A 26,122-nucleotide genomic window follows, 5' to 3' on the forward strand; every position below is an offset into this window, starting at 1 on the left:
GGTGCCTGCGGGCAACAGGTTTGTGACCTAGGTCTTCCGTATCGACCGCCCGCGATGGCAACATCACGTAATGCGAGCAGTGGTCGCCGAAATGTCCGTCCCTCGTTACCTTTTGACCGCCGCCGGGCGCCCCTCCCTGCTCACCCTGCGTGACGACGCCCCGGAGCCGGCTCTCCCCGCGGGACCCGGCTGGGTGGTGCTGCGGCCGGAGCTCTCCGGCATCTGCGGCAGCGACGTGGCGGTCGCCCGGGCGAAGTCGTCGCTGGTGCTCAGCGCGTTCTACACCGCGCGGCGGCAGATCCTCGGGCACGAGACGGTCGCCGTGGTGGAGTCCACCGGCGAGCGGGTCGCGCTGGATCCGGTGCTCTCCTGCACGCAGCGCGGCTTCACGCTGTGCCGCTCCTGCCGGGAGGGCCGCCCGAACGTCTGCGAGCGCCAGACCAGCCCCGCGCAGGGGTTCGACGCGGCGCTCGGCGGCGGCTGGGGCGAACGCCTCGTCGCCCACGAGAGCCAGCTGCACCCGGTCGGCGCCGTCCCGTCCCGGCGCGCGGTCCTGGCCGAGCCCGCGTCGATCGCCCTGCACGCGGCGATGCGCTGGGAGCGTCGCGGCGACCGGGCCGTGGTGATCGGGCCGGGCACGATCGGGCTGCTGCTCACCGCGGCGCTGCGGCGGCTCCACCCGGACCTCGACATCACGGTGATCGGGCCGGGATCGCGGGCCGCGGCGATGGGTGCGACACGCACGCTGCCGTCCGGGCCGCAGGCGGTGGAGGCGTTCGGCGCGGTGCTGCGGCCCCGGATGACACGCACGCCGATCCTGGTGGACGGGGTGGACGTGGTGTTCGACTGCGTGGCGTCGCCGCCGACCATCGACCTCGGGCTGCACCTGCTGCGCCCCGCCGGGATGCTGGTGCTGATCGGCAGCGCCGGGAAGCAGAAGGTGGACTGGTCCCTGGTCTGGAACCGGCAGCTCACCGTGCAGGGGACGGTCAATTCGGCACCGCCGGTGATGGCGCGCGTGGTGGAGTGGCTCGCTGACCCGTCGTTCCCGGCGGACGGACTGGTCACGCACGTGCACGAGCTGGACGACTGGGAGGCGGCCCTCGCCACGGCGACGGCCGGGGCGCGGGCCGGCGCGGTGAAGGTGGCGTTGCGGCCCGACCCATCGATCCCGCTCGTCACGTGACGCGGAGTTCCAGCAGGGAGTAGCCGTAGGAGGTGTTGCGCTTCGTCCCGTACACCCGGATGTACCGCGCGGTCTCCCCCTCGGCGGCGATGTCCACCTTTCCACCCTTGCCGGATTTCGTGGTGTAGATGCTCGTCCACTTCTTGCCGTCCGGTGACGTCTCCACCCGGTAGGCCACGCCGTAGGCGTGCTCCCAGAGCAGCGTCACCGCCGAGATCCGCCAGCGCTGCCGCAGATCAACCTTGATCCACTGCGGGTCGGAGAATCCGCTCGACCAGCGCGTCGTCTCGTCGCCGTCGATCGCGTTCGCCGGCCCCCAGCGATCGCCCTCCACCGCCGAGGCGCTGGCCACCCCGTCGAGCGCGAGGTTGGCGCCGCCCGGGTTGGCCTTCCCGGCCGGCGCGGAGGGACTGGTCTTCGCCGAGGCTGCGGGGCTGGCCTTCGCACTGCTCGGCGGCGGGCTCGGGGTCTGTGCGCTTTCGGTCAGCGGCTCGGTGGGCACGCCCGTCGTGACGTCCTGGCGGACCTCGCTCGGGACCGGCTCGGCCACCTGCGAGGACGCGGGCTCGCTGCCCGCTTCAGCGATCTCCATCCGGTACGCCCATCCGGCGCTCACCAGGGCCACCAGCACGACCACCGTCGCGACGGCGATCCGGCGCCCCCGCTTCCGCCCGCCGCCCGGCCGCTCGGGCTTCCCGGCGGCCTCCCGGGCCGGCGCCGCTGCGGCCGCCCGGCTCGTCGTTACTGCGGCATCCCGGGCCGGCGCCGCGAAAGCGGGCGGCGCGCCGGGGCCGGCCGGATCGCTCGTGCGGGCGACCGGCCGCTGCGGCATCCGGGTCAGGCGCAGGCTGTCGGCGCGCGATGCCCGCCGCTCCCCCGCCGTGCCGGAACCCTCCCCCGAGTCGGGCGCGTTACCGAATCCGTTCACGTTCGTCGTTCTCCCCGCGGTGCTTTCCCGGCACGCCCGATGCGGCCGCAGCGCCGTATCCTGACGCATGCTCCTGTCCGGAAAAGCACACGGCGTCCCGCTGCCGCCCGGGCACCCGGCCGGCGCTGCGCGAACACCGGCGGCGTGACACCGGTCACCCTCGCGTGTCGCCACTGTAAGGACTCCGAAGTGAACACGGAACGAACCGATCCCGGTACGCAACGCCAGCTCACGGCCATCGCGGAGGTGGCCGCGCTGGACATCCCGGTGTGGCTGCGCGGCGGCTGGGCGATGGACTTCTTCCTCGGCCGGGTGACCCGCCCGCACCGCGACGTCGACTGGTTCGCGATGGCCGCCGACGCCGGGCGGGTCGTCGCCGCGCTCACCGCGCGCGGCTGGGAACGGGTTCCGCACGACCACCAGCTGGAGTTCCTGCGCGACGGCGTGGAGCTCAGTTTCGCGCTGCTCGCCGCGGATCTCACGGTGGCGGCGGGACCGTGGACCGGCGAGTCGTGGCCGGCCGGCATGCTCGACTGGCCGGCCTGCCGGCTCGGGGATGTCACGTGCGCGGTGGTCAGCCCGTACGCGCAGATCGAGATCAAGAAATCGATGCCGGTCTGGGTGCCGGGATTGCCGAGGCGGCCGAAGGACGCCGAGGACGTGGCGCTGCTGGAGGCGGCGCTCAGGCAGCGGCGAGACCCGCCCGGAACTGCTGCGGCGTCGCGCCCCGGACCCGCTTGAACGCCACCGTCAGCGCGAACGCGTTGGCGTAACCGACCCGGCGCGCGATCGTGGCGATGGTGGCGTCGGTGGTGCGCAGCGACTCGGCGGCGAGGTCGAGGCGCCAGTGGGTCAGGTACGTCATCGGCGGCTGCCCGACCAGGTCGGTGAACCGGCGCGCGAACGCCGCCCGCGACACCCCGGTCGCGGCGGCCAGCCCGGCGACCGTCCACTGCCGGTGCGGCTCCTCGTGCATGATCCGCAGAGCCTGGCCGACGCAGGGGTCGCCGTGCGCGCGGTACCACCCGGGCGGATCGCCGGCCGGCCGGGCGAACCAGGCGCGCAGCGTGGCGATCAGGGCCAGGTCCAGCAGCCGGTCGAGGACCACCTGCTGGCCCGGCTCGTCCCGATCCATCTCGGCGTGCAACAGGTCCATGATCGGCGACTGGACCTGCTCGCGGGGCACCCGCACGACGGCGGGCAGGGTGGCGAGCAGCCGGCCGCTGACGAAGCTGGAGACCTGGTAGGCGCCGCTCGCGATCACCGTGGCGCCGTGCGTGCCGAGCCCGAGCGCGCTGGTGCCCGCGGCGAGCCGGGTCGCCGCCGTGATGTCCGTGCCGTCCGTCGTGACCAGCCGGTTGCCGGGGTGAACGAAAACGGTCGGCGGCACGTCCACGGAGGAGGCTACCGTGTACGGCTCGGGGCCCTGCACGACCGCCACGTCCCCGGTGCCGACGAACGTCGGCTCGCCGTCGTCCGGGATCACCCACGCGTGCCCGCGCAGCGGCGTGGCGAGCCCGAGCGGCGCCTCGTCGACGATCCGCAGCGCCCACGGCGGGTCGAGCACCGACCGGCAGAACGCGGCGGTCCGGGCGCGTACGCCGTCGAGCAGGTCTCCGAGCGGGTCCATGACCGTGCAGCGTAGACGGACGAACATGCGAACGAGGCGTTCGAACATGGATCGTCTCACCACCCGCGATTTGACTGGAGGCCTACCACAACCCCCAGGAGGACCACATGTACGCGATCACCGGAGTCACCGGGCACGTCGGCGGAGCGGCCGCCCGCGCTCTCACCGACGCCGGCCGTCCCGTCCGCCGGATCGTCCGGAACCCGGCCCACGAGCACGACGCGGTCGCCGACCTCGCCGACACCGCCGCCCTCACGAAGGCGTTCGACGGCTGCGACGGCGCGTTCGTGCTGCTGCCCACTGTCGCGCCGTTCACCGACGAGGCGCACCGCGGGCTCGCCGCCTCGATCGCCGCCGCCGTCGAGGCGAGCGGCGTCCCGCACGTGGTCCTGCTCTCCTCCTGGGGCGCCCACCTGGCCGCCGGCACCGGCCCGATCCGCTGGCTGCACCACCTGGAGAACCTGCTGAACGCCACCGGCGCCACGGTCACCGCGATCCGGTCGCCGCACTTCCAGGAGAAGGTGGAGACGGTCCTGGAGGCGGCGACCGGCGCCGGGATCTACCCGGTCTTCGGCGACGAGGCGGATGTGCCGGTGCCGATGGTCGCGACCGCCGACATCGGTGCCGCCGTGGCGCGGGCCCTGATCGACCCGCCCGCCGCGAGCGAGGTCATCGTGCTGGAGGCGCCGGAGTACACCGAGCGGCAGGTCGCCACCGCCCTCGGCGAGCTGCTCGGCAGGCCGTTGCAGGTGGTCACCGTGCCGCGGGCCGGCTGGAGGGAGGCGCTGCCGGTCCCGCCGCGGCTGGCCGAGGAGCTGGTGGCGCTCTACGCGGCCGACGCCGACGGCCTGCTCCAGCCGGTCGGCGACCGCCGGGTCCGCTGTGCCACCGAGCTCACCGTGACACTGCGCCGCGTCGCCGGGCCGGGCGCGGCCTGACCGGGCGGCGCCCGAGCCGACCCGCCGCCCCCTGGGCTCAGCCGAGGAGCTGCAGCGTGCGCTCGTCCGGGCCGTCGTAGAACCGGGCGAGCACCTGCTCGAACACCGCCGGGTCGCCGGCCGCCCGGGCGAACAGGGTCATCGACGAGCGCAGCTTCATGTCGTCCGGGTAGCCGAGGATCTGGCTCGCCGACCGGCCGGTGTGGGCGAGCAGCGCCGTCGCGCAGGCGAGCAGGCGCGGTCCGAGGACCGGGTGGGCCAGGTAGTCCCGGGCCTCCGCCAGGTCCCGGATCGCGAACTGGCGGGCGGTCGGGCTGGAGCCGAGGCCGGCGATCTGCGGGAAGACGAACCACATCCAGTGGGTACGTTTCGAGCCGGCGACGATCTCGGCCAGGGCCTGCTCGTAGACGCCGTCCTGGGCCTGCACGAACCGTTCGAGGTCGCTCACGCCCGCCAAAATATCAGGCGAAACGGGCTACCCGGACGCCGGAGAAGCCGGGGATGCGGCGGCGCGCCGCCCCGACGCCGCTCACGCCCTCGACCGTCACCTCGACGATGTCGGCGTCCGTGACGACAAGCGTCTCGCCGCCGGCCGGCATCCGCAGGATCAGTTCACCGTTGTCGCGGACCTCGCCCCCGGTCGCGGTCAGGCCGGTGATGCCGCTGGTCAGATAGGGGTCGAGGTGGGGGTGGGGGGTGGCGAGCAGGGTCTGATCCCGTACCGAGAGGACCCAGGGCAGGCTGAACGCCCCGGCCGGACCCGGCAGCCGGGCGAGCGCGCAGCGCCGCCCGGCTGCGTCCGCGAAGGTGACCACACGCCCGAGGCGGCCGCGCCCGAACACGCCCCGGCTGTGCGGCGTGAACGTGCTGCCGTCGTAGTCACCCACCGCGTAGGAGTCGTCGGCGAGCAGCACCCACACGCCGTCGAGCGGGAACAGCTGCGGGCCCCGCGCGCCGTCCCGCGGCGTCAGCGCCGACGGGGAGTCCACGCTCGGCGGGGCGGAGCGGAACTGCTCCGGCAGCGGGTCGGCGACCGGCTGCTCCCACCACATCACCAGGTCGTCCGAGGACGCCTGGCCCCAGCCGCCCGGCGTCTCGTAGAAGAGCTGGTAACGCCCGCCGGACCGGGCGACGCCGATGATCTCACCGGCCTCGCCGGCGCGCGGGGTGAAGTGCAACCGGGGCAGAGGCACACCGTCCATGTCTCTGCTTAGCACCAATTCTCCGATTCGTCCCGGCGGAGGGGGTCACTTTCGCAACAGCTGCGCGATTCCGATCGGCGGGTGGCCGGTCAGGTCGGCGATGTGCGTGGTGACCGTGGCCAGCTCCCCGGCGGCGATCGCCAGGTAGGTGGAGACCCAGGCGTCGAGCTGCCAGCGCGGCGCGCCGTAGACCGCGCGCGACGCGTAGGCCTCCTCGACCGTCTCGTCGTGGTAGCGCTTCCCGAGGATCCCGGCGATCTCGGCGAGGCTCAGCGCCTCCGGCCCGGTCAGCTCGTAGGTGCGACCGGCGTGCGCGGCCGGGTCCCGCAGCACCGCCACCGCCGCGTCCGCGATGTCGTCCTGCGCCACGGCGGCCACCCGCCCGTCACCGGCCGGACCCCGGATCACGCCGTCCTCACCGGCCAGGTGCGGCAGGAAGTCGGCGTAGAGGTTGTCCCGCAGGAACGTCGCCGCGATCCCCCGCGCGCGGATGTGCTCCTCGGTCGCCCAATGGTCCCTGGCCAGGGTGAACGTCGCATCGGGCGACGCCTGTGCGAACGAGATGTAGACCAGGTGCTCGACCGCCGCGTCCGCCGCGGCGTCGATGAACGTGTGATGCTGCGCGACCCGGTCCGGCGTCTCGGAAGCCGACACCATCAGCACGGTCCGCACACCGTCCAGGGCCTTGCGCGCGGCCGGCCCGTCGGCATAGGGCGCGACCACGGCCGCGGCGCCGGCCAGCCGCGGCGCCCGCGCCGCGTCGCGCACGAGCAATTGCAGGGGTACGCCCAGGGCACTCAGCCGGTGAGCGATGCGGCCCCCCAGCTGGCCGGTGGCGCCGGTGATCGCGATCGGTTCGGAACTCATGGGGTCCATCCTGCCGGGGCGGAAGGGCGGTCCGCCCCGGCAGGTGGTTTTCTCCTGTTATCGCGCGTACGCCTGGAACTCGGCGATGCGCACGTTCTGCGCCTGCGGGCTGGCCGTCGCGCAGTCCGTGGCGGCCCGCGGGTCGGCGTCCTGCTCACCGGCGTACGCCGGGCCGCCCGTGCACTGGTTGGTGACGACCTCGATCCGCAGGTGGGTCGCGGTCGTGTCCGGGATGTCGAACTCCCGGACGATCAGCTCCGGGGCCCGCGGGCGGGGCTGGCCGGACGGGAAAGCGTCCCGCTTGCTGACGTAGACGGTCCGGAAGTCGGCCGCGTCCGCGCAGTCGTTCGTCGCCGACGCCGTGCAGCCGAGGACCTTGAACTGGCGCAGCCCCGAGTACCGGCTCTGCGCCAGCGGGTCCGCGTCGGTGGCGATGGCCGGGCGCAGCATCGCGCTGACCTGCACCCGCTTCACCCGCTGCCGGTCACCGGCCAGGTCGACGGTGACACCCTTGCCGGCCACCGGGGCGTTCAGCGACGCCCAGTTGGTCGCCTCGGTGTCGTCGATCAGCGCGGCCAGGTTCACGCCGTCGCCGGTCGCCGTCGCGCCGTTCGCGCCGGAGGTCAGGTTGGTCGGCAGTTTCACGGTCAGCGTCCGGTCCTGCCCGGAACGGAAGTCCGTGGGCCGGACCCGGGCCTCGCCGTGACCGGGCGCCTGGGCGATGAACGAGTACCGGCCGGCGACCAGGTCGACGGTGTCCGGCAGAGCGGTGGCCGGGTCGGTGTCGGCGACCGGGACCGCGCGGGCCTGGTAGTCGCCGACGAACAGCTTGGCGCCCGGCACGACCTTGCCGTGCTCGTCCAGCGGGCGGAACCTCACGGTCGCCTCGTTCGCGTACGGCGAGGTGAAGCCGGGACGCGGGTCGGCGTCGCCGGCGCCGTTGCTCAGCGCCGCCTCACCGAGGCCACGCTTCGCGAACGCGTTCCAGATCAGGTCCTGGTTCGCGCCGCCGAACCGCAGCTGGTCCGCGGCGATCAGCGCGTCACGGGCGTCGACCTGGCTGTTGGCGCTGTTCGCCAGCAGCAGGAACGAGTCGAACACCAGCTGGATCCAGCGCCGGTTGCCCGGGCACTTGGTGACCGCGACCTTGCCGTTGGCGCAGGCCTTCTGCAGGGCCGCGTTGCCGGCGCCGTACCGCTTCATCATCGCGGTGCGGATGTCGAAGTTGGTGGCGCTCCACACCTCGCCCGACGCGTGCACCTGCAGCCCGACGAAGTCGTAGTCGACGTGGCTGTAGTTCAGCGGGCTGCGGCTCATGTTGAAGTTGCGGATACCGGCCGTGGCGTCACCCGTCACGTACTCGCCGACCGTGTAGTCCTTCGAGTAGCCGTGCTCGTACAGGTACTCGATGGCGAGCAGGTCGGACCAGCTCTCGCTCATGCCCTGCGGCGAGCTCAGACCCGCGTTCGGGCCGGCGATCATGCGGTTGGTGATGGCGTGCGTGTACTCGTGGGCGATCACCGACATGTCGTAGTCGCCGTCGACGCACTCGCCGTAGAACGCGCCCGCGACCGGCTGCCACAGGTACATATTCGTGATCGGGGCCTCGCCGTCCGGCGGGGTGATCTGGTTGGCGTTGTTGCGGGCCGCGAAGTCCGGCGGGCCGCCGCTGATGCCACCGGCCTGCGCGTTGCCCTGCTCGTAGTCGTTGCCGAGGCCGGCGCCGGTGAAGTTCTCCGCCTGCATGTTCCAGGTCTCCTCGGTGAACCCGAGGTGGTAGGACCAGTCGTGCATCCGGTTGTGCATGGCGAACAGGTTCGCCCGGGCCGCGTCGATGTCGTTACGGGCCGGCGTCTCGAACACCGTCGGCGCGCACTTCTCCTCGTACCACTGGTTGGTCCAGGGATACTGGTACTCCCTCGTGGGGCTCGGGGTGGCGGTCTCGGTGCCGACCGTGAACGGGTCGCTGGAGTTCCAGTTGTGCACCGCGATCGCGTTGTTGCCGCGGGTCGTGAACGTCGGCTGGTCGGTGGCCGGGTCGACGTCCCAGCCGAGCGGCGACGCCCGGTTGCCGACGACCTCGTCACAGCGCCGCGACGGCTGCTGGCACCAGGTCCGGCGGGTGTCCGCCGACGAGTAACTGGTGCGCGGCGAGTCCGGGAAGACGTCCCACTCCGGGTTGTCGCTGTCCGCGTCGACGATGCTCTCGCTGACCAGGACCGCGCCGTCCCGGGCGTCGACCCAGGTGGTGAACGCGGCCGGGTCCGCGCCGGTCAGGTCCTCGCCGAGCGTGACCTGGTAGGCGGCCCGGGCGCCCTGCTTTGGGGTGGGCACCGCGACGAGCTCGGTGGCGAGCACGGTCGGGCTGGAGAGACCGGCGTCCTGGGCGGCGATCCGCTCCGCGTCGGCCTTGGTCAGGGTGGCGGGCGCGGGAGCTGCCGCGTCCCGGGCCAGGGACGAGCTCACGTGCCAGACCTTGCCGTCACGCAGGCCCACCGAGAGCAGGCCGTCACGACCGGCGACCAGGTCACCGAAGCGCTGCCGGAAGATCACGACGGCGCCCTCGCCGAGCGGCGCGTCGGCGAGCACCTCGAGGGCGTCCGCTCCGCGCTCGGTGAGTCCCAGCACGTCGAGGTTGGCTGACACGTACGCCCGGGCGGCCGCGACCGGCTCCGCGGGCAGACCGGAGGCCAGCGGCTCCGCGGTGGCGGTCAGCGCGGCCGGGGTGCCGAGGGTGTTCCAGCGCGCCACCGCACCGAGATCGGCGGCGTCGCGGCGCTGCTGCGCGGTCGGGGCGACCCGGCCGCTGCGATTGTCGACGGTGTGCTCATGGTCGTGATCCTGGTCGTGCACCCGGGCGGTCCGGGCTGGCTCGGCCGGCGCCGCGCTGCCCGCGGACGCGGGAGCGAGCACGACGAGCGTGGCTGCGACCAATGCTGTGGTGGATGCTGCCGACGCACGGGATGGTGTGCGCACGGTACCTCCTCTGTGGACGGCCTTTACCGACCACTGCATCCGATCAGTCGAACGGCCCGCGCGACATGGGCCGAACATCCACAATCGAAGTCGATCAATTGCATGCGCATCGATGCGTTGCCTTCGCCGCTCGGCCGCCACGCCCCGCTCGAGCAGGTTGAGCGGGCGCGTGACATGCGCCGGCTACGGCCGAGGCCGGCGAGCCGTGGCCGGGGCATGTGCCGGATCAACGCGGCTGGGCCGGCGTCGTCTTCCTGCGGTGTCTCGGTCAGGCGGCCCGGTCCAGGCGGGCGCGCTGCTCGGCGGTGAGTACCACGTCCCGGGCGCCCATCGCCTCGGTGACCTGCGCCGCCGTGGTCATCCCGACGATCGGCAGGATCGGCAGCGGCCCACCGGACAGCCAGGAGAGCACGACCTGGTTACGGGTCGCGCCGGTCTCGGCGGCCACCTCGTCGAGGACGGCGAGGCGCCGGGCCGTACCCGGATGGTCGTAGGCGTCCGGGAGCGGGCGGTCGGCTCGGGTGTAACCGCCGTCGAGCAGGGTGTTGTAGGCCCAGAGCTCGACGTCCTCGTGGGCGCGCAGGAAGTCGAACGTCTCCGGGCCGGCGTGCACGTGGGCGCTCTGCGGCAGGCCGACGCCGGGCAGCGGCTGCAGGTAGGACCAGCGCAGCTGGATCGCGCTGTACCCGGTCAGTCCGTGGCCGGACGCCAGGTGACGGGCCAGCGCCACCCGCCACGACGGGTGGTTCGACACCCCGAGACGCGCGGCCCGCCCGTCCGCCACGAACCCGCCGAGCGTCGTCACGGTCTCCAGCAGCGGAACCGACCGGTCCTCGATGTGCGCCCAGTACAGGTCGACGCGATCCGTCTGCAGCCTTTCCAGGCTGGCGGCGAACGCGGCGGTCAGCGCCCCCGCCGACAGGCCGTCCGCGTTGTCGGGAAAGCCCATCGCGCCGCCCTTGGTGCTGATCCGGACACGCGCGCGGGCGCCGGGCCGCTTCGACAGCCATCGACCGATCACCGTCTCGCTCTGCCCGCCCAGCCGGCTCGGGTGCAGCCAGAAAGCATAGTTGTCAGCGGTGTCGATCCATTCGCCGCCGAGGTCGAGATACTGGTCGAGCAGGTCGAATGATTGCGCCTCGTCGATGCGGGTGCCGAACGCCAGTGCCCCGAGAACAATTGTCATGTCCGATACCCTGACGCCTGGAGCGCGCTCCAGGTCAAGACGAAAGGCACCACGGGGAGGTTCGCACATGCCCTACACACCGGGCGAGGCCGCCGGACGGATCGGGGTCAGCATCGACACGATCCGCTACTACGAGAGGATCGGCCTGATGACCGGGGTCGAGCGCGACTCCGTCGGCCGCCGGGTCTTCTCCGAGCACGACCTCTCCCGGCTCGGTCTGCTGCGCTGCCTGCGGGACTCCGGCATGCCGATCGCGCGCCTGCGGCGGTTCGCCGAGCTCCTGGAGGGCGGCGACGAGACCGCGGGGCAGCGCACCGCGCTGCTCGAGGAGCATGATCGCGAGATCGACGAGAAGGTCGCCCAGCTGCGGCGCGAACAGGAACGAGTACGGGAGAAGATCGCGTGGTACCGGTCGGTAGCGGAACACTGACGTCTGTCAAGAGCATCACGTCCGACTTCCCCGAGGCCCCGGCCGCGGCCCGGTACTGGGCCGCGCTCGGCGAGGACCTGGAGGGCGACACCGACGCCGTGGTGGCCCGGCTCAGCGCGCTCGGCGCCACCGTGGTGACGCCGGGCGCGCTGACCATGCTGGCCGACCCGGAGGGCAACGTGTTCTGCGTGAAGGCTTAATACCGGCAGCGCAGGATGGCGAGGCTGTGCCGCATCACGCTCACGTCGGTGCCGGCGCGAGCCGTCCGCCGCCGCCCGGCGAGCAGCGGGTCCGCCGTGTTCGCCACCACCTCCCACGTACGCCCGTAGTCGCGCCCCGGCAGCGTGAACGCCACGTCCTCGTCCAGCGGGTTGAAGAGCAGCAGGAACGAATCGTCCTTGATCTCCTCGCCGAGCGCGTCCCGTTCCGGGATCCCGTGCCCGTTGAGGAACACCGTCATGGTCATCCCGCTGCGGGTGTTCCAGTCCGCCTCGGTCATCACCTCGCCGTCGCGGCGCAGCCAGGCGATGTCCGGCAGCTTGGAGTCGCCGGCCGGCTCGCCGGTGAAGAACCGCCGGCGCCGGAAGATCGGGTGCTCGGCGCGCAGTTCGAGGAGCCGGCGGGTGAACCCGGTCAGCACGTCGAAGTTGCGGGAGTCCTTCCAGTCCACCCAGGAGAGCGGTCCGTCCTGGCAGTAGACGTTGTTGTTGCCCTGCTGGGTACGCCCCAGCTCGTCACCGTGCGAGATCATCGGCACGCCCTGGCTGAGCAGCAGCGTGGCCAGGAAGTTGCGTTTCTGCCGCTCCCGCAGCGTGACGATGTCGGCGTCGTCGGTGGGGCCCTCGACGCCGCAGTTCCAGGACCGGTTGTGGCTCTCCCCGTCCCGGTTGCCCTCGCCGTTCTCGTCGTTGTGCTTCTCGTTGTACGACACCAGGTCGTGCAGCGTGAACCCGTCGTGCGCGGTCACGAAGTTGATCGACGCGATGGGCCGCCGGCCGTCGTCCTGGTAGAGGTCGGAGCTGCCGGTGAAGCGGGACGCGAACTCGCCGAGACTCCACTGGTCGCCGCGCCAGAAGTCGCGCACCGAGTCGCGGTACTTGCCGTTCCACTCGGTCCAGTTGGGCGGGAAGCCGCCGACCTGGTACCCGCCGTCGCCGACGTCCCACGGCTCGGCGATCAGCTTCACCTGGGAGACCACCGGGTCCTGGTTGACCAGGTCGAAGAAGGCGGCCAGGCGGTCCACCTCGTGGAACTCGCGGGCCAGCGCGGCGGCCAGGTCGAACCGGAAGCCGTCGACGTGCATCTCGGTCACCCAGTAGCGCAGCGAGTCCATGATCAGTCGCAGGGACTCGTGGTGGCGCACGTTGAGGCTGTTGCCCGTACCCGTGGTGTCGTAGTAATACGACTTGTCCTGGTCGACCAGGCGGTAGTAGGCAGGATTGTCGATGCCCCGGAACGACAGCGTCGGACCGAGGTGGTTGCCCTCCGCCGTGTGGTTGTAGACCACGTCCAGGATGACCTCCATGCCGGCCGCGTGCAGCGCCTTCACCATGGCCTTGAACTCCTGGACCTGCCCGCCGCTGCCGCCGAACGACGAGTACCCGTTGTGCGGCGCGAAGAATCCGATCGTGTTGTAACCCCAGTAGTTGGTCAGACCGCGTTCGATCAGCCCGCTGTCATGCACGAACTGGTGCACCGGCATCAGCTCGACGGCCGTCACCCCGAGGTTCTTCAGGTACTTGATCATCGCGGGATGGGCCAGGCCCGAGTACGTCCCCTGCACGTCGGCCGGGATGTCCGGATGCTGGACCGTCATGCCCTTGACGTGCGCCTCGTAGATCACCGTCTCCCACATCGGGATCTTCAGTGGCCGGTCGTTGCCCCAGTCGAAGAACGGGTTGATCACCACGGACTTCGCGGCGAACGGCGCCGAGTCGGCGTCGTTGTAGGAGTTCGGGTCGCCGAAGTTGTACGAGAACAGCGCCTGATCCCACCGGAAATCGCCGTCGATCGCCTTGGCGTACGGGTCGAGGAGCAGCTTCGACGGGTTGCACCGCAGCCCCCGCGACGGGTCGTAGGGACCGTGCACGCGGTAGCCGTACCGCTGCCCCGGCACGACCCGCGGCAGGTACCCGTGCCAGACCAGCGCCTCCCGTTCCGGCAGGTCGACCCGGGTCTCGGTGCCGTCGTCGTCGAAGAGGCAGAGCTCCACGCGGGTCGCCGCCTCGGAGAAGATGGCGAAGTTCGTGCCGCCGCCGTCATATGTCGCACCCAGCGGATAGGGGTTGCCAGGCCAGATTTTCATGGGCACAGACTGCCCAAATAATGTGGCGGGGAAAACAACCGCCGATGTGAGCAACATCCTGCGGGTAGAACTACCGGAGTGCCACGCCGCTACCTCATCCTCGCGATCTGCTGCCTGAGCCTGCTGATCATCAGCTTGGACGTCACGATCGTGAACATCGCGCTGCCCGCCATCCGGACCGAGTTCGGGGCGAGCGTCTCCGGCCTGCAGTGGACCATCGACGCGTACACCCTGGTGCTGGCGAGCCTGCTGGTCCTGGCCGGCTCGACCGCCGACCGGGTGGGCCGGCGCCGGGTGTTCCAGATCGGCCTGGCGCTGTTCACGCTCGGGTCGCTGCTGTGCAGCGTGGCGCCGAACCTGCCGACGCTGATCGTGTTCCGGATGGTCCAGGCGGTCGGCGGCTCGATGCTCAACCCGGTCGCGATGTCGATCATCACGAACACGTTCACCGAGCCGAGGGAGCGGGCCAAGGCGATCGGCGTGTGGGGCGCCGTGACCGGTTTCAGCATGGCGCTCGGCCCGCTCGCCGGCGGCGCGCTCGTGCACTCCTTCGGCTGGCGGTCGATCTTCTGGATCAACGTGCCGGTCGGCATCGCGGCCTTCGTGCTGGCCTGGCGGTTCATCCCGGAGTCGCGCGCCGGGCACCCGCGCCGCCTCGACCCGGTCGGGCAGGTTCTGGTGCTGACCACGCTGGCCTCGATCACGTACGCCATCATCGAAGGACCGGCGGCGGGCTGGACGTCCGCGCAGACCCTGGGATGCTTCGCGCTGGGGATCGCCGCCCTCGGCGGCCTGCTCTGGTGGGAGCCCCGCCGCGCCGAACCGCTGATCGAGCTGACCTTCTTCCGCAGCGCCCCGTTCAGCGGCGCCACCCTGATCGCCGTCTGCGCGTTCGCCGCCCTCGGCGGCTTCCTCTTCCTCAACACCCTCTACCTGCAGTCCGAACGCGGCCTGTCGCCCCTGCACGCCGGCCTCTACACGCTCCCGATGGCCGCGATGACGGTGATCGCCTCGCCGCTCTCCGGCCGCCTGGTCGCCGCCCGCGGCACCCGCCTGCCCCTGACGATCGCCGGTTCCGCGATGGCCCTCGGCATGCTCCCGCTGACCATGGCCGGCCCGGACTCACCGGTCTGGCAGCTCTTCGCCGGCTACCTGCTCTTCGGTTTCGGCTTCGGCATGGTCAACACCCCGATCACCAGCACCGCCGTCTCCGGCATGCCGCGCGCCCAGGCCGGCGTGGCCGCCGCGATCGCCTCGACCAGCCGCCAGGTCGGCAGCGCCCTCGGCGTGGCGGTGATCGGCGCGGTCGTCGCCTCCGCCGCCGCCGGTTCCGCCTCCGGTGGGCACGCCGGCTGGTGGATCCTCTTCGGGCTGGGCCTGGCGGTGCTGGCGCTCGGTCGCTTCAGCACGGGCCGCTGGGCCCAGACCACCCGATCCCGGGGGTACGCGGAAAGCGTCCCGGCATGACGGACAATTGGCCCGTGAGCGATCTCCTGGACATCCGCCGCATCTACCTCGAGCCGGCGGCGGCTGAGCTGCCCCGCGGCAAGGAGGTGCTCGCCCGCCATCCGGACGCCACGATCGTCGAGGTGGAGAGTCACCAGCGGATCCCGGAGCTCTACGGCGACGAGACCAACGTGCGGCGCTGGGTGCGGATCAAGCGGGAGGCGCTGGTCCTCGGGGTGAAGAAGACGATGACCGCCCGGCCGAACGGGCGGTCCGCCGACTTCATCGCGCCGTCGACGGCGAACGGGTGCGCGATGGCCTGCGCCTACTGCTACGTCCCGCGGCACAAGGGATACAGCAACCCGATCACCGTCTTCGCGAACATCGAGCGGATCACGGCGTACCTGGAAAGGCATGTGCGGAAGCAGGGGGTGAAGCCCTCCGCCAACGAGTGCGACCCGCTCAGCTGGGTCTACGACATCGGCGAGAACTCGGATTGCGCGCTGGACGCGCGGATCAGCGACAACGTCCGGGACCTGGTCACGCTGTTTCGCGACCTGCCCACCGCGAAGGCCAGTTTCGCCACCAAGCACGTGAACCGCGATCTGCTGGACTGGGACCCGCGCGGGCGTACCCGGATCCGGTTCTCGCTGATGCCGCCGGCCGACGCGAAAGTGCTGGACATCCGGACCAGCGGCATCGCCGAGCGGATCGCCGCGATCGACGATTTCGTGGCCGCCGGTTACGAGGTGCACGTCAATTTCAGCCCGGTCGTGGTGCGCGACGGCTGGCTGGCCGACTGGGCGGACCTGCTGGACCACCTGGACGCCGGGATCGGCGCGGCGGCGAAACAGCAGCTGGCCGCGGAGATCATCTTCCTCACCCACAACCGCGGGCTGCACGAGGTCAATCTGGGCTGGCACCCGAAAGCCGAGGACCTGCTCTGGCGCCCCGACCTGCAGCAGGTGAAACGGTCGCAGAACGGCGATCTGAACGTCCGTTACCGCACCGGTGAGAAGGGCGCCTACGTCCGCGCGCTCACCGACCTGATCGCCGAGCGAACCCCCTACCTCCGGGTCAGATACGCCTTCTAGACCCGGAACCTCGACACCAGGGTGTTCAGGTCGGTCGACATCCGGGCCAGCTCGGCGATCGCCTGCTGCGTCTCGGCCACGCCCTGACTGGTGCTGGTGGCGGCCTGTGCCACGCCGGTGATGCTGCGCGAGATGTCGCCGGTTCCGCTGGCCGCCTCGGAGACGCTGCGGTTCATCTCGGCCGTGGTCGCGGTCTGTTCCTCCACAGCGGACGCGATGGTGGTCTGGAAGTCGCTGATCCGGGCGATCACCACGGAGATCTTCTCGATCGCCTCGACCGCTCCCTCGGTGTCCACCTGGATGGCCTCGACCCGGCGGGAGATGTCCTCGGTGGCCCGCGCGGTCTCCTGCGCCAGGTCCTTGACCTCGCTCGCGACCACGGCGAAGCCCTTGCCCATCTCGCCGGCCCGCGCCGCCTCGATCGTCGCGTTGAGGGCCAGCAGGTTGGTCTGCTCGGCGATCGCCGTGATCGTCTTGATCACGTTGCCGATCTCGGCGGACGACTCGCCCAGCTTGTTCATGGTGCTGGAGGTGACCGAGGCGAGCCCGACCGCCTCCGCGGCGACCTGCGCGGCCTCGCTCGCGTTGTGCGAGATCTCCCGGATCGACGCGCCCATCTCCTCGCCACCGGCCGACACCGTGTCCACGCTGCGGGAGATCTCCTCGGCGGCGCTGGAGACGGCGGCCGACTGGTCCGAGGCCTGCTGCGCCGACGCCGCGATCTGCGCCGCCGTGCTGGTCATCTCCTCGCTCGCGCCGGCCAGCGACGCGGCCGACCCCTCGATCGTGACGATCGCGTCGCGCAGCGAGGCGGTCGCGGCGTCCAGCGACCGGCCCATCTTGCCGGTCTCGTCGTTGCTGGTCAGGCCGGTACGCTGGGTGAGGTCACCGATCTCCAGGGCTTGGCAGACCCGCTGCACCGCGCCGATCGACTTCACGATCCGCATCGCGACGTAGGTGGCCAGGGCCAGCGCCACGGCGAGACCGACGACGAGCAGGGCGATCTGGATCGTCCGGTTCGTCTCGAAGCTGGTCTTGGCCGACTCGGCGTTCTTGGCCGCGTCGGCGGTCTCGGCGGCGTCCAGCTCCGTCAGGTCGGCATAGATCTTCTGCAACAGCGGGATGGTCACCGTGTCCCGGACCTTGGACCAGGCGGCCAGCTGGCTCTTGGCGCCGAGCGGCAGCAGCTGCGTCTGCGCGGCCTCGGCATAGGCGTCCCACTGCTTCTGCAGGTCGGCGATCGTGTCCGGGTCACCGCTCGGATCGCTGTTCCGATAGGTGGTCATCGCGTCGCCGAACGCCGTCAGATCGGTCTCGAACGCCGCGGTGAACTTGGCGATCGACGCCTGGTCCGGCGAGAGCGCCTGGTTCGCCACGTCCGACCGGGCCTGCAGCACGGTCGCCTTGATCTGCCCGACGGCCTTGATGCTCGCCACGTTGCTCTGGTAGATCAGCTGCGCCTTGTCGCTGACCTCGCTGAGCGAGACCAGACCGCCGATGCCGACGACGAGCGCCACGAGGGCCGCCAGCGCCACCGCACCGAGGATCTTGGCCTTCACGCTGAGGTCCGCGAGGGACCAGCCGCGCTTGGCGGAGTTCTCCGAGCTCACCGCCCTACCGTAAGACGTCACCGGGGACTGCGCGGCCCACTCCGGACGCGAAAGGACGGGGAACGGGCGGTCCCTCTTCTCCTCGGTGCGCACCCGTCACACCCGGCTCACCATCCCCGGACCGGCACGGAAGAGCCCGGCGGGATCGCCGCCGGGCTTTCCGGGTGGTGCGCAGGAACGAGGGTCAGGCGAAGCGGGCCGCGATCCAGTCGGCCACGTAGTCGGCGGACTCGATGACCGCCTCGTCGTGGTCGGCGTCCGGGAGGCCGAGGAACGTGACGGGCACCCCGTACGACTGAATCTTGGGCACCAGATAGTCCGTGGAGAGGAAGAACGGGACGGCCTCGTCGTCGGTGCCGTGCACGATCAGCACCGGCGCGCTCGGTGCCGTCTGGGCCGGGTTCTCGTAGGCGGCCAGCTTGTTGACCACCGCGACCGGCACCTGCCCGTTCGTGACGAGCTGCGCGGCGGTGAAGTTCTTGTACGTCGCGAGGATCTCGTAGAGGCATCCGGTGCTCAGCACGCCGGTCTTCGCCTCGGCCGGGGCGGCCAGGACCGAGTACGGGTGGAACGTCGGGTCCACGGCCGCGAGCCCGTACAGGGCCATCACCAGGTAACCCTGTCCCTCGGTTCCGGCGATGACCGGGATGATCTGCTCGGTGTTGGAGACCGGGGCGATGCTGGCCGTGCCCTTCAGCTGCAGCGTCCCGTCGTAGGAGGGCGCCAGCTGGCTCGCGAAGAGCGCGCCCTGCCCGCCCTGCGAGTGACCGTCGACGACGTACTGGAGGGAGAGCGACGCGTCGAGGTTGCGCGCCGCCTTGACGCTGTCGATCAGCGACCGTCCGGCGCTGGCGCCGATCAGGTACGGGTGCGCCTGGGCCGTACCCAGTCCGGGGTAATCCGGCGCCGTGACGGTCCAGCCGCGGCTGAGCAGTTCGGCGACCGCGATGCGCGCCTCCTCCCAGAAGACGCCTTGATTGGTGGACGGCGCGCATTGGTCGGCGAGGCCCGTGGTGCCGTGCCCCCACGCGACGATCTTGCCGTTCTTCCCGGTTTTCGGAGTCAGGATCAGACCGGTGGCGGTGATGACGTTTCCGGTCACTCCGGTGGTGACGTATTGGATGCGGCGCCCGGTGGCGAGCGGCGCCAGTTCGGCCGGCAGGGTGGCGGCCGAACTGGTCAGCACGATGCCGGGCAGGGATGCCGCGGCCGCTGGCTGGGCGGTCGCGGCGACCGTGCCGACGGCGGCGAGGAGCGCCGCGAGCAGCACGTGTGACACGGATTTCATGTGGACCCCGTTCTCTCCTGGAGCGAACCGCGCGGAACACGCGAATTTGTGATCGCGAGCGCCCAGCCTAAAACCGATCACGGGCGGCCGAATCCGTATTCACGTACACAGATACTCAGCCACCTATCCGATGTGGAATCACCGGTTGCGCCAAAGCGAAGATCCATTTAAGCCGATCTTTACGGAGAACGTTTCAGACGCCGCTCGGGAAGGTCTCCGGCTCGCGCCTGTCGACCCGCAGAGTGTGCAGCGGGCGCAGCGCGTGCGTCTCGTCGAACCAGAGGAACGCGTCGTAGCGGCCGCCCAGGATCGTGGGCACGTAATTGGCCCAGCGTTCCCGGTGCGGCTGGTAGACCACGCCGATCGCCCGATGGGCAAGAACGGTCGTGAGCAGATCCGGCCCGTCGGTCCCGGCGGGGAAGACGAACAGGCCGCAGGCCGGCGCCGCCGCGTGCAGCACGTCCTCCAGGGAGTCCGGCCGCGCCTGCGGCACGCCCATCACCTCCATCTGGGCACCCCAGGCGGGTCCGGCCACCACACTTCCCCGGTACGTTCCGCAGCCCACCAGCACGACCTCGTCGTCACCGAAGCGCTCCCGCGCGAGCTGCCCGAGGGTGACCTCCCCGTACCGGGACTGATCCGTGGCGCGGGCGTCCCCGACGTGCGTGTTGTGCGCCCAGACGACGGCTTTCGAGCGCGGGCCGTACCGGTCGAGCAGCCGGTCCAGGGTCTGGTCCATGTGCCGGTCCCGGATGTTCCAGGCCTCCGGCCCGCCCTGCACCATGCTCCGGTAGTAGCCCTCGGCACCGGCCACCACCTCGGCGTTCTGCCACACCCCGAAGTCCCGGTCCTGGAGCGCGGCCAGCATCCGGACCACGCTCTCCTGGCAGCCGGCCGAGACGAACTGGGTGGACCAGGCGTACGCGTTGGGGTCCTCGGCGAACGGCTCGAAGCACTTGTACGCCTCCAGCGCCGCGGGCACCAGGTCCGGGTCGTGCTCACGCAGCCAGGTGAGGATCTGGTGCATCGACTCCCAGAGCGAGTAGACGTCGAGCCCGTGGAAGCCGACCCGGTCGTCCGGCGGCCTGCGCGCGTTGAAGCCGCGCAGCCAGCGGGCGAAGTCGACGGTCTCCTCGTTCGCCCACATCCAGGTCGGCCACCTGTCGTACCGGACCAGGGCGGCCCGCGGGTCCTCCGGCGCGCCCGGCGCGCACCGCACCGCGCCGTCCACCCGATCGCAGTCCGGCCAGTCCCCCTCGACCGCCACGAACGAGAACCCGCGCTCCTCGATGAGCCGCCGGGTCAGCGCCGCGCGCCAGGTGTAGAACTCGTGCGTCCCGTGGGTGGCCTCGCCGATCTGGACGACCCGCGCGCCGGCCGCCCGATCCAGGAGGATCTCCAGATCCCCCGGGTCGCGCAACGGCCGGGCGATGGACGCCACCTCGTCCCCGTACCGGATCATGCTGATCCGGTACCCCGGGCGATGCGCCCTATACGTCCGACTTAGCCAGGCCGGCGATCCGGTCCGGGCAGGGCCGCCGGGCCCGGTGGGGCAGCGGGCGTGCCGCCAGCACACAGGTGTCGTCGTCCGGGTTGGCCCGGCGCAGCCGTGCCACCAGCTCGGCGAGCGGGCGCGCCGGCGACGCCCGGACCGCCTCGTCGACCGTGGCCATCACCGCGTCCATGCCGGTGTCCAGGCTCTGCCCGCGATGCTCGACCAGGCCGTCGGTGTAGAGCAGCAGCACGTCGCCGGGCAGGAAACCGGTGACCGCCTCGGGATAGGCCGCCCCGTCGACGACGCCGAGCATCGGACCGGGCGGGCGGATCAGCGGGCGAGTGCGGCCGCCGGAGTTGAGCAGCGGCGGCGGGTGACCGGCCTGCGCCCAGACCAGCTCGCCCCGGGCCGGGTCGTAACGGGCGATCACCGCGGTGGCGGCCACCTCGGGGGTCTGCGCGCCGAGCTCGCAGGTGAGCTGGTTGAGGTGCCCGAGCAGCGCGCCCGGATCGCTGGTGATCACGGTGAGCGCGCGCAGGGCGTGCCGCAGCTGCGCCATCGTGGTGGCCGCCGGCGTGCCGTGCCCGGCGACGTCGCCCACCGCGAGCAGCACCGAGCCGTCCCGCACGGCCGCCGCGTGGTACCAGTCGCCGCCGACCATGGTCTCCTCGGTGGCCGGCAGGTAGCGCACGGCCGCCTTGAGGCCGGGCAGCTCGATCGGCTCCTCCGGGATCGGCAGGATGATCCGCTGCAGCCGGGCGGTGAGGTCGTGCTCGGCGGCCGACGTCCGGCGCTGCTCGTCGAGCTCGTGCTCGACCGCGGCGAGCCGTTCCGCCCTGGTCTGCTGGTCGGTGACGTCCTGCACGATGCCGTGGATGCGCAGCGGCCGCCCGTCGGCGTCCCGGACCGCGTCGGCGACCGTACGCAGGTGCTTGACCCGCCCGCCGATCCGCACCCGGCTGATCAGATCGACCCGTTCCGCGCGGCGGAACGCGTCAAGCGCCGCGAGCCGCAGCGGCTGGTCGTCGGGGACCGCGGCCTCCTCCGCCTCCTGCTGGCTGAGCGGGCCGAGCGCCGGGTCCCGCTCGTAGATCCGGTAGATCTGCGGCGACCAGTAGACCTCGCCGCTGACCAGGTCCCACTCGCCCCAGCCGAGTTTGCCGAGCTCCTCCATGCCGGCCAGGCGCTCCTCGACGCGGACCCGGGCCGCCGACGACGCGTCCGGGCCGGGCGCGCTCACCGCCTGCGCGTACGCCTGACCGCCCACCGGAGACCTCCCACCCACTCTGGACTCCTGCTTACGCCAGGGCGTGGCGGCGCCGCATCCTCCGATCATCCGGGCCGGGCTCCCGCCTGCGACATCGTGTCCGGCGGGTCACCCGGTCGGGCGTCGGGTTTTCGGGCAGCATCGTCGCCGGATCCGGATGTCACCGCGGGCGGCCGCGGGGCGGCCACGAGAGCCGCGGAGATCTACCGTGGTCACGTGGCGGTGCGGTGCCGTCGTCTCCGACGATGAAGGTGGTGCGGCCGTGGAATCGCACGGGAACGGGTCGGTGCGGTGGCGATGGTTGTGCCGGGTCGGTGTGCACACCGCGACGCCAACCCTGGTGGACGTGAGCCCCTGCCGGCGGGAAGCCCGCTGCGGCAGGTGCAACCGGCTGATGGATTCAGCGGAGGCTCACGACTGGGGTAAGAAGTCCAAGAAGGACGCTCGCTGCATCACCGTGGTCAACTGCCGCCGCTGCGCGAAGAGAGAGACCCATTACCAGCACCGTCTCCGCAGGGAGCCGGACGTGCGTCTGGCGTTCAAGGCGCATCCCACCGTGCCGGCTCAGGAGCCGTGCATGGTCTACGAGGTCTGCCTCGACTGCGGACACGGCTTCTCCGGGGACTACGAGCACGACAGGGAGGAGCACCCGCCGTACCGGTGTCGTCGCTGCGGTGACTGGGTGGACGACGGCGACGCTTGATCCCACTCACTCAGAGCTCGAAGAGCGACCGCATCGCCTCGGCCAGACGGGCCATGCTCGCGCCGGTGACCATGCCGATCCGCTCGGCGCCGGTCGACGCCGGGAGCCGGCGCATCCGGTTGATCACCACGACTCCGGTGATCGGATCCTGTTCGGTCAGCGCCACCGCGTACGGCGGGAGCTCGGTGACGCCGCGCTGACGCACGATCGGCGCGCAGAACGGGGCGGCGCTGGAGCGCTCGTTGTAGCTGTCCCCGGAGAGAACGAGCACGCGGTATCGCAGGTCGGAACGGTCACCGATGGTCCAGATCTCCCCGCGGCGCACGTCAGCGGCGCCCTGAGGGCGGCGTCGTCCGGCTCGGCATGGCTGGAAGCGTACCGCCGCCCCGATCTCGCCCCGCGTCACCCCGCCGCCCGGCGCCCCGGCGTCACGCCGCGCGGCGCGCTGCCTTGTCGCGGTACATCGCCTGATCGGCGCGGCGGATCAGCTCGTCCGCGTCGAGCAGACCGTCGGAGCAGACCGTGCCGACGCTGGCGCCCACCCGTACCGTCTCGCCGGAGATCGCGACCGGCGCGGTCAGCGCGTCCCGGACATGGCCGGTCAGCCGCTCGGCGGCGCCCGGCCCGCGGGAGAGCAGGACGAACTCGTCGCCGCCGTACCGGGCGACCGTGTCGCCCTCCGGCAGGCCGGCCCGCAGCCGGGCCGCCACCTCGGTGAGCAGCCGGTCCCCGGCCAGGTGACCGAGCCGGTCGTTGACCGCCTTGAACCCGTTGAGGTCGCAGAAGAGCAGCACCACCTCGGGGCGGCCGCTGGCGCGTTCCGCGGCCAGCGCGGCGTCCAGCCGGTTCCACAGCTCGGCCCGGTTCGGCAACCCGGTCAGCAGGTCGTGAGTGGCCTGGTGGCGCATCCGGGCCTCGGCGATCTCGCGCTGATCGGCGAGCCGGGCCACCCGGATCGCGACGAGCACCACGATCAGCAGGTTGCCGACGGTCAGCAGCGCGGTGTCACCGCGCGCGCCGAGGAACTCGCGGGCCGCGGCGACCAGCGGCACCACGGTGACCGCCGAGGTCAGGAAGATGACCCGGATCCGGAAGGGACGTTCCTTGGGCGCCGGTCCGGGCTGGGCCAGCCGTTCCGCGCCGGGCATCAGCGCGGCCAGCCCGACCAGCAGATAGGTGACGACGAAGAGCATCTCGCGGCCGGCCGAGGACGACCCGGTGATGGTGCCGGTCGCGGTGGCCGCCGCGGTCGCCCCGGCCAGGTCGCACACCATCGCGACGGCGAGCAGCGCCAGCGGCAGCGGCGGCCGCCGGGCGATCACCACGAGCCGGAGCATCGCGCCGAGCACTCCGGCGAGCAGCAGCACGGTGGCCAGCAGCGTGGTCTGCCGGCCCACCACGACCCGCGCCGTGTTCAGGGCGGGCTGCAGCAGCGCGGTCCAGGTCAGCGCGGCCACCACGATCGCCACCACGCTCGCGTCGATCAGGCCGCCGACGTCGTCGCGGCCGCGCCGCAGCACCAGCAGCACCGCGGCGACCAGCAGATGGACGTGACTGACCGCCACCAGGATCTCGCCGGCCGCGCTGTGCGGCCCGTCGGCGGCCACGATCGCCACATTGGTCACGACCAGCCAGCCGAGACCCAGGGCAAGCCATCGGTACGGGGCCCGCTCGGCCACCGCCACCCGCGGCAGGACGCTCAGCACCGCCACGCCGGCGAGCACCGAGACGAGCAGCATCACCACCTGCCGCCCCGGAGGGGACGCCAGCGGCATGGCTGCGGTCAGTGTCCCCGCCACCACCAGGTAGACGGACACGCCGAGAAAACGGGTCACGAGCCAATCCATCGGTCACCGGGGTCGCGACCTGAGCTTGCTCAACACGTGGGCACGATCGAACCTCCGGCGGCCCGAACCCGTAAGAATGACGGCGGGAACCCGTAACACCGCGGGGTTTCGAGGAAGGACGCAGTGATGTCGCAGAAGGCGCAGATCGGAGTCACCGGCCTGGCGGTGATGGGCCGCAACCTGGCTCGCAACTTCGCCCGGCACGGTCACACCGTGGCGGTGCACAACCGGTCCTACGGGCGCACCAAGGAACTGGTCGAGGAATTCGGCCATGAGGGCACGTTCCTGGCCGCCGAGACCGCCGAGCAGTTCGTCGCGAGCCTGGAGCGTCCCCGCCGCGTCGTGATCATGGTGAAGGCCGGTCCCGCCACCGACGCCGTGATCGACGAGTTCGCCCCGCTGCTCGAAGAGGGCGACATGCTGATCGACGCCGGCAACGCGCACTTCGCGGACACCCGGCGCCGGGAGGCCGCCCTCAAGGAGCGCGGCCTGCACTTCGTCGGCACCGGCGTGTCCGGCGGCGAGGAGGGCGCGCTGCACGGCCCGAGCATCATGCCCGGTGGCTCGAAGGAGTCCTACGAAGCGCTCGGCCCGCTGCTGGAGGACATCTCGGCGAAGGTCGACGGCGAGCCGTGCTGCGTGCACGTCGGCCCGGACGGCGCCGGCCACTTCGTCAAGATGGTGCACAACGGCATCGAGTACGCCGACATGCAGCTCATCGCCGAGGCGTACGACCTGCTGCGTCAGGTCGGCGGGCACACCCCGGCCGAGATCGCGCAGGTCTTCGGTGACTGGAACTCGGGGCGGCTCGGCTCGTACCTCATCGAGATCACCGCTGAGGTGCTGAAGCAGACCGACGCGTCGACCGGGCAGCCGTTCGTCGACGTGGTGCTCGACCGGGCGGAGCAGAAGGGGACCGGGCGCTGGACCGTACAGGCGGCTCTTGATCTCGGTGTCCCGGTCTCCGGCATCGCCGAGTCGGTCTTCGCCCGCGCTCTCTCCGGCGGCGCCGACGTGCGTGACGCCGCGGCGGCGGCGAACCTGCCCGGCCCGGCCGCGAACTCCGGCGTGCACAACGGCGACCTGGTCGCGGACGTCGAGCAGGCCCTGTTCGCCTCCAAGATCGTGGCCTATGCGCAGGGCTTCCAGCAGATCCAGGCCGCCAGCACCGAGTACGGCTGGGACATCGACCCGGGCGCGATGGCCAAGATCTGGCGGGCCGGCTGCATCATCCGGGCCAAGTTCCTGGACTTCATCAAGCAGGCGTACGACAAGAACCCGTCCCTGCCGACACTGCTCGTCGACGACTACTTCCTGGACGCCGTCGCCGGCGCGCAGGACGCCTGGCGGCGCGTCGTCGTCACCGCGGCGCAGCAGGGCATCCCGGCGCCGGGCTTCTCGTCGGCGCTGGCGTACTACGACGGGCTGCGCGCCAAGCGGCTGCCGGCGGCGCTGATCCAGGGACAGCGGGACTTCTTCGGGGCGCACACCTACCACCGGGTGGACAAGCCGGGCTCGTTCCACACCCTCTGGGCGACCGACGACCGTCGCGAGATCGACGCCTGATCGGTTTCCCGCCCGCCCCGCCGCCCGGTCCGGTCGGCGGGGCGGTGTCGTCGTGGGCGCGGCGACGTCGTGGTGGCGCGGCGGCGCTGTGGTGGCGCGGCGGCGCTGTGGTGGCGGGGCGGTGTCGTGGCGGGCGCGGATCCGAGCCGTAGCCCACG

23 protein-coding genes are annotated in these 26,122 nt (G+C 71.7%); 9 read left to right on the forward strand and 14 right to left on the reverse strand.

The features are described from left to right. The first annotated feature begins 91 nt into the window (after positions 1–91). A complete protein-coding gene (locus AMIS_RS23560) occupies positions 92–1,186 on the forward strand; it encodes a zinc-dependent alcohol dehydrogenase (RefSeq protein WP_231859070.1) in 1,095 nt (364 codons plus the stop codon). Here AMIS_RS23560 and AMIS_RS40775 read toward each other — a convergent pair. Next, positions 1,179–2,114: a discoidin domain-containing protein gene (locus tag AMIS_RS40775; RefSeq protein ID WP_051042119.1), complete on the reverse strand. Its 936-nt coding sequence runs from the start codon at positions 2,112–2,114 to the stop codon at positions 1,179–1,181. The genes AMIS_RS23560 and AMIS_RS40775 overlap by 8 nt on opposite strands. 189 nt (positions 2,115–2,303) lie before the next feature. Here AMIS_RS40775 and AMIS_RS23570 point away from each other — a divergent pair, with 189 nt between their 5' ends. Then, positions 2,304–2,855, forward strand: coding sequence for a nucleotidyltransferase domain-containing protein (locus tag AMIS_RS23570; RefSeq protein WP_051042121.1), 552 nt, complete (start codon positions 2,304–2,306; stop codon positions 2,853–2,855). On the opposite strand, the gene AMIS_RS23575 is transcribed toward AMIS_RS23570, so the two are convergent. Further along, entirely contained in the window at positions 2,797–3,744 is a 948-nt protein-coding gene (locus tag AMIS_RS23575) for an AraC family transcriptional regulator (protein ID WP_014444907.1), read from the reverse strand. The genes AMIS_RS23570 and AMIS_RS23575 overlap by 59 nt on opposite strands. A gap of 107 nt (positions 3,745–3,851) precedes the next feature. Here AMIS_RS23575 and AMIS_RS23580 point away from each other — a divergent pair, with 107 nt between their 5' ends. Then, positions 3,852–4,682, forward strand: coding sequence for an NmrA family NAD(P)-binding protein (locus tag AMIS_RS23580; protein ID WP_014444908.1), 831 nt, complete (start codon positions 3,852–3,854; stop codon positions 4,680–4,682). A gap of 37 nt (positions 4,683–4,719) precedes the next feature. On the opposite strand, the gene AMIS_RS23585 is transcribed toward AMIS_RS23580, so the two are convergent. The 5 genes from AMIS_RS23585 to AMIS_RS23605 all read right to left on the reverse strand — a co-directional run bounded on the left by AMIS_RS23585 (position 4,720) and on the right by AMIS_RS23605 (position 10,913). After that, a complete protein-coding gene (locus AMIS_RS23585) occupies positions 4,720–5,130 on the reverse strand; it encodes a DUF1810 domain-containing protein (protein ID WP_014444909.1) in 411 nt (136 codons plus the stop codon). 13 nt (positions 5,131–5,143) lie between these two features. Next, on the reverse strand, positions 5,144–5,884 hold the full coding sequence (locus AMIS_RS23590) for a hypothetical protein (RefSeq protein ID WP_014444910.1): 741 nt from the start codon (positions 5,882–5,884) through the stop codon (positions 5,144–5,146). 45 nt (positions 5,885–5,929) lie between these two features. Beyond that, positions 5,930–6,751, reverse strand: a complete 822-nt coding sequence (locus tag AMIS_RS23595; RefSeq protein WP_157435012.1) for an SDR family oxidoreductase — start codon at positions 6,749–6,751, stop codon at positions 5,930–5,932. 57 nt (positions 6,752–6,808) lie between these two features. Beyond that, positions 6,809–9,727, reverse strand: a complete 2,919-nt coding sequence (locus tag AMIS_RS23600) for a M36 family metallopeptidase (protein WP_041830009.1) — start codon at positions 9,725–9,727, stop codon at positions 6,809–6,811. A gap of 268 nt (positions 9,728–9,995) precedes the next feature. After that, positions 9,996–10,913, reverse strand: a complete 918-nt coding sequence (locus tag AMIS_RS23605) for an aldo/keto reductase (protein ID WP_014444913.1) — start codon at positions 10,911–10,913, stop codon at positions 9,996–9,998. A gap of 67 nt (positions 10,914–10,980) precedes the next feature. Here AMIS_RS23605 and AMIS_RS23610 point away from each other — a divergent pair, with 67 nt between their 5' ends. Further along, positions 10,981–11,343 carry a MerR family transcriptional regulator gene (locus AMIS_RS23610; RefSeq protein WP_014444914.1) on the forward strand — a complete coding sequence of 121 codons (363 nt, stop codon included), beginning with the start codon at positions 10,981–10,983 and terminating at the stop codon, positions 11,341–11,343. Beyond that, complete coding sequence (locus tag AMIS_RS42915; protein ID WP_014444915.1) at positions 11,316–11,543, forward strand: VOC family protein; 228 nt, start codon at positions 11,316–11,318, stop codon at positions 11,541–11,543. Before AMIS_RS23610 ends, AMIS_RS42915 begins: the two co-directional genes overlap by 28 nt. Here AMIS_RS42915 and glgX read toward each other — a convergent pair. After that, entirely contained in the window at positions 11,540–13,648 is a 2,109-nt protein-coding gene (gene glgX / locus AMIS_RS23615) for a glycogen debranching protein GlgX (protein ID WP_014444916.1), read from the reverse strand. The two genes, AMIS_RS42915 and glgX, sit on opposite strands and share 4 nt — an antisense overlap. Positions 13,649–13,726: 78 nt before the next feature. On the opposite strand from glgX, the gene AMIS_RS23620 reads away from it, so the two are divergent. Together AMIS_RS23620 and AMIS_RS23625 are read left to right on the forward strand one after the other, a co-directional pair. Next, the gene (locus AMIS_RS23620) at positions 13,727–15,115 is read left to right on the forward strand and encodes an MFS transporter (protein WP_014444917.1); all 1,389 of its coding nucleotides are present in this window, start codon (positions 13,727–13,729) and stop codon (positions 15,113–15,115) included. A 14-nt stretch (positions 15,116–15,129) separates the two neighbouring features. Continuing rightward, positions 15,130–16,188, forward strand: coding sequence for a spore photoproduct lyase family protein (locus AMIS_RS23625; protein WP_197537967.1), 1,059 nt, complete (start codon positions 15,130–15,132; stop codon positions 16,186–16,188). Here AMIS_RS23625 and AMIS_RS23630 read toward each other — a convergent pair. The 4 genes from AMIS_RS23630 to AMIS_RS23645 form a co-directional block, all read right to left on the reverse strand. Continuing rightward, positions 16,185–17,798 (reverse strand): methyl-accepting chemotaxis protein, encoded by a 1,614-nt coding sequence (locus tag AMIS_RS23630; protein ID WP_041830010.1) that lies wholly within the window; start codon positions 17,796–17,798, stop codon positions 16,185–16,187. The two genes, AMIS_RS23625 and AMIS_RS23630, sit on opposite strands and share 4 nt — an antisense overlap. Positions 17,799–17,982: 184 nt before the next feature. Next, the gene (locus AMIS_RS23635; protein ID WP_014444920.1) at positions 17,983–19,086 is read right to left on the reverse strand and encodes an alpha/beta fold hydrolase; all 1,104 of its coding nucleotides are present in this window, start codon (positions 19,084–19,086) and stop codon (positions 17,983–17,985) included. Positions 19,087–19,279: 193 nt separating this feature from the next. Continuing rightward, positions 19,280–20,548, reverse strand: a complete 1,269-nt coding sequence (locus tag AMIS_RS23640) for an erythromycin esterase family protein (RefSeq protein WP_014444921.1) — start codon at positions 20,546–20,548, stop codon at positions 19,280–19,282. Between the two features lie 28 nt (positions 20,549–20,576). Then, the gene (locus AMIS_RS23645) at positions 20,577–21,866 is read right to left on the reverse strand and encodes a PP2C family protein-serine/threonine phosphatase (RefSeq protein ID WP_014444922.1); all 1,290 of its coding nucleotides are present in this window, start codon (positions 21,864–21,866) and stop codon (positions 20,577–20,579) included. 376 nt (positions 21,867–22,242) lie between these two features. Between AMIS_RS23645 and AMIS_RS23650 the strand changes: the two genes are divergently transcribed. Beyond that, the gene (locus tag AMIS_RS23650; protein ID WP_157435018.1) at positions 22,243–22,551 is read left to right on the forward strand and encodes a hypothetical protein; all 309 of its coding nucleotides are present in this window, start codon (positions 22,243–22,245) and stop codon (positions 22,549–22,551) included. Between the two features lie 10 nt (positions 22,552–22,561). Here AMIS_RS23650 and AMIS_RS23655 read toward each other — a convergent pair whose 3' ends face one another. Continuing rightward, positions 22,562–22,876 (reverse strand): type II toxin-antitoxin system PemK/MazF family toxin, encoded by a 315-nt coding sequence (locus AMIS_RS23655; RefSeq protein ID WP_014444924.1) that lies wholly within the window; start codon positions 22,874–22,876, stop codon positions 22,562–22,564. 103 nt (positions 22,877–22,979) lie between these two features. Further along, positions 22,980–24,386, reverse strand: a complete 1,407-nt coding sequence (locus tag AMIS_RS40780) for a GGDEF domain-containing protein (RefSeq protein WP_172666618.1) — start codon at positions 24,384–24,386, stop codon at positions 22,980–22,982. Positions 24,387–24,524: 138 nt separating this feature from the next. On the opposite strand from AMIS_RS40780, the gene gndA reads away from it, so the two are divergent. Further along, the gene (gndA, locus tag AMIS_RS23665; RefSeq protein WP_041830012.1) at positions 24,525–25,964 is read left to right on the forward strand and encodes an NADP-dependent phosphogluconate dehydrogenase; all 1,440 of its coding nucleotides are present in this window, start codon (positions 24,525–24,527) and stop codon (positions 25,962–25,964) included. Positions 25,965–26,122: the final 158 nt, after the last annotated feature.

The organism is Actinoplanes missouriensis 431 (assembly GCF_000284295.1).
GTDB lineage: Bacteria > Actinomycetota > Actinomycetes > Mycobacteriales > Micromonosporaceae > Actinoplanes > Actinoplanes missouriensis.

Coding starts and splice junctions, on each gene's coding strand:
- AMIS_RS23560 (WP_231859070.1), top strand. CDS start 92: ATGTCCGTCCCTCGTTACCTTTTGACCGCCGCCGGGCGCCCCTCCCTG.
- AMIS_RS23575 (WP_014444907.1), bottom strand. CDS start 3,744: ATGGACCCGCTCGGAGACCTGCTCGACGGCGTACGCGCCCGGACCGCC.
- AMIS_RS23580 (WP_014444908.1), top strand. CDS start 3,852: ATGTACGCGATCACCGGAGTCACCGGGCACGTCGGCGGAGCGGCCGCC.
- AMIS_RS23590 (WP_014444910.1), bottom strand. CDS start 5,884: ATGGACGGTGTGCCTCTGCCCCGGTTGCACTTCACCCCGCGCGCCGGC.
- AMIS_RS23595 (WP_157435012.1), bottom strand. CDS start 6,751: ATGAGTTCCGAACCGATCGCGATCACCGGCGCCACCGGCCAGCTGGGG.
- AMIS_RS23605 (WP_014444913.1), bottom strand. CDS start 10,913: ATGACAATTGTTCTCGGGGCACTGGCGTTCGGCACCCGCATCGACGAG.
- AMIS_RS23610 (WP_014444914.1), top strand. CDS start 10,981: ATGCCCTACACACCGGGCGAGGCCGCCGGACGGATCGGGGTCAGCATC.
- glgX (WP_014444916.1), bottom strand. CDS start 13,648: ATGAAAATCTGGCCTGGCAACCCCTATCCGCTGGGTGCGACATATGAC.
- AMIS_RS23635 (WP_014444920.1), bottom strand. CDS start 19,086: ATGAAATCCGTGTCACACGTGCTGCTCGCGGCGCTCCTCGCCGCCGTC.
- AMIS_RS23640 (WP_014444921.1), bottom strand. CDS start 20,548: ATGATCCGGTACGGGGACGAGGTGGCGTCCATCGCCCGGCCGTTGCGC.
- AMIS_RS23650 (WP_157435018.1), top strand. CDS start 22,243: ATGGATTCAGCGGAGGCTCACGACTGGGGTAAGAAGTCCAAGAAGGAC.
- gndA (WP_041830012.1), top strand. CDS start 24,525: ATGTCGCAGAAGGCGCAGATCGGAGTCACCGGCCTGGCGGTGATGGGC.